Here is a 6,000-nt window from a genome sequence, read left to right as displayed (position 1 = left end):
GGTCTCCGGTGAGGAGGAGGCCGTTCTGGCGGTGACGGCCGGGTTCAAGGCCAGGCGGCTCACGGTGAGCCACGCGTTCCACTCGCCGCTCATGGCCGGCATGCTCGACGAGTTCCACGCGGTAGCGGCGGGGTTGACGTTCCACCAGCCGGTGATCCCGGTCGTGTCGAACCTGGACGGGGATCTGACGACGCCCGGGTACTGGGTGCGGCACGTGCGGGAGGCGGTGCGGTTCGCCGACGGGATGCGCGCCCTGGAGGCGGCCGGGGTCACCACGTACGTGGAGGTCGGTCCCGATGCCGTGCTGTCGGCGATGGGTCAGCAGTGCGTGGAGACCGGTGAGTTCCTGCCGCTGCTGCGGCGGGGCCGGGACGACGCGTCGACCAGCGTCCGCGCCGTGGCGGGGTTGCACATGCTCGGGGTTGCCGTGGACTGGAGCGCGGTGCTCGGCGGCGGGCGGCGGATCGACCTGCCCACCTACGCCTTCCAGCACCAGCGCTTCTGGCTGGAGAACCCGCGGCCGTCCACCAACGACCCGCTCGACACCGAGTTCTGGACCGCCGTCGAGAACGGCGACGTCGACGCGCTCGCGCTCGGCTCCGACACCGACGCCATCACCGGAGCGCTGCCCGCGCTGACCACCTGGCGCCAGCGCCGCCTCGACCGCTCCACCATCGACCGGTGGCGGTACCGGGTCACGTGGAAGACACTCGGTCAGGCACCGCCGACCGTGCTGCACGGCGACTGGCTCGTGCTGGGCGACGGCGACGACGACCTCGTCGGCGCGCTGGAGGCCGCGGGGGCGCGCGTCTCCCGGTCCATCCACAGTGGACGGATCGACGGCGTGATCCTGCCGACCGGTGACCACCGCACCCTTCCCGCCGCCGTGCGGGCGTTGGCCGACGTCGACGCGCCGTTGTGGGTGGTGACCCGCGGCGCCGTCAGCACCTCGGCGTCCGATCCGGCGCCCGTGCCGGCCGCGGCCGCCGTGTGGGGGCTCGGCCGCGTCGTGGCGGCGGAGCTTCCGGGACGCTGGGGCGGGCTGGTCGACCTGCCCGCGTCGCTCGGTGCCGGTGCGACGGACCTGCTCGCGTCCGTGCTGTCCGGCTGGAACGGGGAGAACCAGGTCGCCCTGCGCGACACCGGCGCCCACGGCCGCCGGCTCGTCCGCGTCGAACAGGGCCCGGCACGACGGTCGTGGCGGGCGCGGGGCACGGTGCTCGTCGTCGGCAACGGGGTGCTCGCCACCCGGGTCGGTCGGTGGCTGGCCGACCATGGGGCCGCTCACGTGGTCCACACGGGTCCCGACAACCGTGACGAACTCGCGGACCTTCTCACGACGCTGCCCGACCTCACGGCCGTCGTGCACGCCGTCGAGGTGACCCCCGGAGCGGACCCCTTCACCACCAAGGTGACCGGCGCGCAGGCCCTGGACGACCTGCTCGCCGACCGGCCGCTGGACGCGTTCGTCGTGTTCACCTCGGTCGCCGGCGTGTTCGGGAGCAGCGGCCAGGGCGACTACGCCGCCGCCAACGCCTACCTCGACGCCCTCGCCGAGCGGCGGCGCGCCGCGGGCCACCCGGCCACCGCGATCGCGTGGGGACCGTGGACCGGCGCCGGCGGCGCCACCGACGAGGCCGGCCGCGACCACCTGTACCGGGCCGGCCTGCCCGCCCTGGATCCGGACCTGGCTGTCTCCGCACTGGCCCGGGCCCTCGACGACGACGAGACGACCCTGGTGGTCGCCGACGTCGCGTGGGACCGGTTCGTGCCCGCCGCCGGCACCGGACCGTTCCTCGCGGACCTGCCCGACGTCGAGCCCGTCGCGGCGGAGACCGCACCCGTCGTCGACCGGCGGCTGCTGGACCGTCCGGGAGCGCTGCTCGACCTGGTACGCACCGAGGCCGCCGCCGTGCTCGGACACACCGACCCGGCCGAGGTCGCCTCCGGCCGCCCGTTCCGGGAGCTCGGGTTCGACTCGCTCACCGCGGTCGAGCTGCGCAACCGGCTCGGCGCCGCGACCGGGCTGCGGCTGCCCGCCACCGCCGTCTTCGACCACCCGACCCCGACCGCCCTCGCCGCCCTGATCCGCGACGAGCTGCTCGGGACCGCACCGGCGCAGGACGCGCCCGCGACAGCGGTGGCCGGCACCGACGACCCGGTCGTCATCGTCGGCATGGGCTGCCGGTACCCCGGCGGCGTCGCGTCACCGGAGGACCTGTGGCGGCTCGTCGCCGAGGGCCGCGACGCGATCTCGCCGTTCCCGGACAACCGCGGCTGGGACCTCGACGGCCTCTACCACCCCGACCCCGACCACCCCGGCACCACCTACACCCGCGGCGGCGGCTTCCTCGACGACGTCGGCCGGTTCGACGCCGGCTTCTTCCGGATCAGCCCGCGCGAGGCGCTGGCCATGGACCCGCAGCAGCGGCTGCTGCTGGAGACGAGCTGGGAGGCGTTCGAGCGGGCCGGGATCGACCCCTCGACCGTGCGGGGCAGCCGCGCCGGCGTGTTCGTCGGCACCTACAACCAGGACTACGCCGCGCTGCTCACAAACTCGGACGAGCCGGTCGACGGCTACCTCAGCACCGGCAACGCGACGAGCGTGCTGTCCGGGCGGGTGGCGTACCACCTGGGCCTGGAGGGTCCGGCGGTGACGGTCGACACGGCGTGCTCGTCGTCGCTGGTGGCGATGCACCTGGCGGCGCAGGCGCTGCGGTCGGGGGAGTGCACGCTCGCGCTGGCCGGCGGCGTCACCGTGCTCTCGACCCCCGGCACGATCGTGGAGTTCTCGCGGCAGCGCGGGCTGTCGGCCGACGGGCGCTGCAAGGCGTTCGGCGCGGGTGCCGACGGCACCGGCTGGGCCGAGGGCGTGGGCGTGGTGCTGCTGGAGCGGCTGTCGGACGCGCGGCGCCACGGGCACCCGGTGCTCGCCGTGGTGCGGGGGAGCGCGGTGAACCAGGACGGCGCGTCCAACGGTCTGACGGCGCCTAATGGACCGGCGCAGCAGCGGGTCATCCGCCAGGCGCTCGCCAACGCTGGGCTGTCCACAGTGGACGTCGACGTGGTGGAGGCGCACGGCACCGGCACGACGCTGGGCGACCCGATCGAGGCACAGGCGGTGCTCGCCACCTACGGCCAGGACCGGCCGTGGGACCGTCCGGTGCGGCTCGGCTCGCTGAAGTCGAACATCGGCCACACGCAGTCGGCCGCCGGGGTCGCCGGCGTCATCAAGATGGTCATGGCGCTGCGCCACGAGGTCCTGCCGCGCACCCTGCACGCCGACGCGGCGTCGCCGCACGTCGACTGGACCGCCGGAGCGGTCGAGCTGCTCACCGAGGCGGTCGGGTGGCCACGGACGGACCGCGTCCGGCGCGCCGGCGTCTCCGCCTTCGGCATCAGCGGGACCAACGCGCACGCGATCATCGAGCAGGCGCCGGCCGACGAGCCGGTGCACACGGGCGGCCCGGCGCCCGCGGCGGTGACGCCGTGGGTGCTGTCGGCCGCCTCCGAGGAGGGCGTGCGCGACCAGGCCCGGCGGCTGACCGCATACCTGGCCGACCACCCGGACGTGCCGGTGACCGACGTGGCGTACTCGCTCGCCACGACCCGGTCGGCGTTCGAGCACCGGGCCGTGGTGGTGGCGCACGACCGGGAGGCGCTCGTCGCCGGGCTGGCCGACCCCGCCATCCGCGGGGTCGTGGGCGAGGGCGGGACCGCGTTCCTGTTCACCGGCCAGGGTGCGCAGCGCCCGGGGATGGGCCGTGGCCTGTACGAGGCGTTCCCGGTGTTCGCGGAGGCGTTCGACGCGGTGTGCGCGCACCTGGACGACGGGGTCCGCGAGGTGGTGTTCGGTGACTCCTCTGACAACGCTGCGGAGCTGTTGGCGCAGACGGTCAATACGCAGCAGGGGTTGTTCGCCCTGGAGGTGGCGGTGTTCCGCCTCCTGGAGTCGTGGGGTGTGCGGCCGGACTTCCTGATCGGCCACTCGGTCGGTGAGTTGGCGGCGGCGCATGTGGCCGGGGTGCTGTCGCTTGTGGACGCTGCGACGTTGGTCAGTGCACGTGGCCGGTTGATGCAGGCGTTGCCGGCCGGTGGGGCGATGGTGTCGGTGCAGGCCTCCGAGGAGGAGGTGCTGCCGCTGCTTTCCGGGCTCGAAGCGAAGGTGAGCATCGCGGCGGTCAACGGGCCGCGGTCGGTGGTGGTCTCGGGTGAAGAAGACGCCGTTCTGGCTGTGACCAAGGGGTTCAAGGCGAAGCGGCTCACCGTGAGCCACGCGTTCCACTCGCCGCTGATGGCCGGGATGCTCGAGGACTTCTTCCGGGTCGCGGCGGGGCTCACGTTCCACGCTCCGTCCATTCCGGTCATGTCGAACCTCGACGGGGACCTCGCCACCCCCGAGTACTGGGTGCGGCACGTCCGGGAGGCGGTGCGGTTCGCCGACGGGATGAAGGCCCTGGAAGCCGCCGGGGTGACCACGTTCGTGGAGGTCGGGCCGGACGGGGTGCTCTCGGGGATGGGGCAGCACTGCGTCGACAGTGGGGAGTTCCTGCCGCTGCTGCGCCGGGACCGGGATGAGGCATTGACCAGCGTCATGGCGGTTGCCGGGCTGCACGTGCGGGGGACCGGCGTCGACTGGGCGGCCGTGCTCGGCGGTGGGCGGCGCGTCGACCTGCCCACGTACGCCTTCCAGCGCGAGCGGTACTGGCCGCGGGCGTCGACGAAGCGCCGCGCCGGAGACGTCTCCGCCGTCGGGATCGGCACCGCCGACCACCCGCTGCTCGGTGCCGTCGTGCCGCTCGCCGGGGGAGACGGGCTGCTGCTCACCGGCGTGCTGTCCGTGCGGACGCACCCGTGGCTGGCCGACCACCTCATCGGCGGCTCGGTCGTGCTGCCGGCGGCGGCCATGGTCGAGCTCGCGATCCGGGCCGGCGACCAGGTCGGCTGCGACCTCGTCGAGGAGCTGACCCTGGGCGCGCCGCTGGTGGTCCCGGAACGCGGCGTGCACCTGCAGGTCGCGGTCGGTCGACGGGAGCTGACCATCTACTCCCGCACCCCCGACGCCGCCCCCGACGAGCCGTGGACCCGGCACGCCGTCGCCCGGCTCACCACCGCCGGACCGGCCCCCGAGGTCGGGACGCTCGCGGAGTGGCCGCCGACCGGTGCCGGGGAGCGGACCGCGCCCGAGGGCGTGCGCGCGCTGTGGCAGGACGGCGACGACCTCTACGCCGAGATCGAGGGCGCGGGGGTCGACGGGGCGGGGATCGACGGGGCGTTCGGGCTGCACCCGGCGCTGCTGGAGGCCGCGCTCAGGCCGCTCGGCGCCGGCGGGACGCGGTACCCGTACTCGTGGACCGGCGTGCGGCTGCACGCGGAAGGCGCCACGACCGTGCGGGTGCGGCTGCGCCCCACCGGGTCCGACAGCGCGGCGCTGCTCGTCGCCGACGGGACCGGACGGCCGGTGCTCACCGCCGACGACGTGGAGCTGCGCACGCTCACCGACGCCGACCTGCGCGGCACCGGCAACGACGCGTTGTTCGCCGTGGAGTGGGTGCCGGTCACCGGCACCGGCGAGGGCGACGCCGTGCACCTCGGCCGCGACCCGTACGCCGGGCTGCTCGCGCTGCGCGCCGGCCTCTCCGCCGGGGAACCCGCGCCCCCCGTCGTCTACTCGAGCGTCACCGGCACCGGCGGAGCCGCCGAAGCGGCCCGGGGCGCCGCCCGCAACGCGCTGGCACTGCTGCAGATCTGGCTCGCCGACGACCGGCTCGACGGGTCGCGGCTGGTGCTGGTGACCCACGGCTCGGTCGCGGCGCGGCCCGGCGACACGGTGCCGGACCTGCCCGGCGCGGCCGTGCGCGGGCTCGTCCGCTCGGCGCAGAAGGAGTACCCGGGCCGGTTCGCGCTGGTCGACCTCGACCAGCCGGCCGACCCCGCCACGGTCGCGGCGGCGGTCGCCACCGGGGAGCCGGAAACCGCCGTACGCGAGGGTACGGTTCT

The 6,000-nt window shown here is 75.1% G+C and carries 1 pseudogene (running past one end of the window); it reads left to right on the top strand.

The features are described from left to right. Nucleotides 1-91 precede the first annotated feature (91 nt). Nucleotides 92-6,000 (top strand): annotated as a pseudogene (locus Voc01_RS55085) (type I polyketide synthase) (its annotated part continues 1,369 nt past the right edge of the window); the annotation flags it as partial.

The organism is Virgisporangium ochraceum (assembly GCF_016863655.1).
Taxonomy (GTDB): Bacteria; Actinomycetota; Actinomycetes; order Mycobacteriales; family Micromonosporaceae; genus Virgisporangium; species Virgisporangium ochraceum.
The sequence above is the reverse complement of the archived record's forward strand: the minus strand, read 5'-3'. Positions and strand labels throughout refer to the sequence as shown.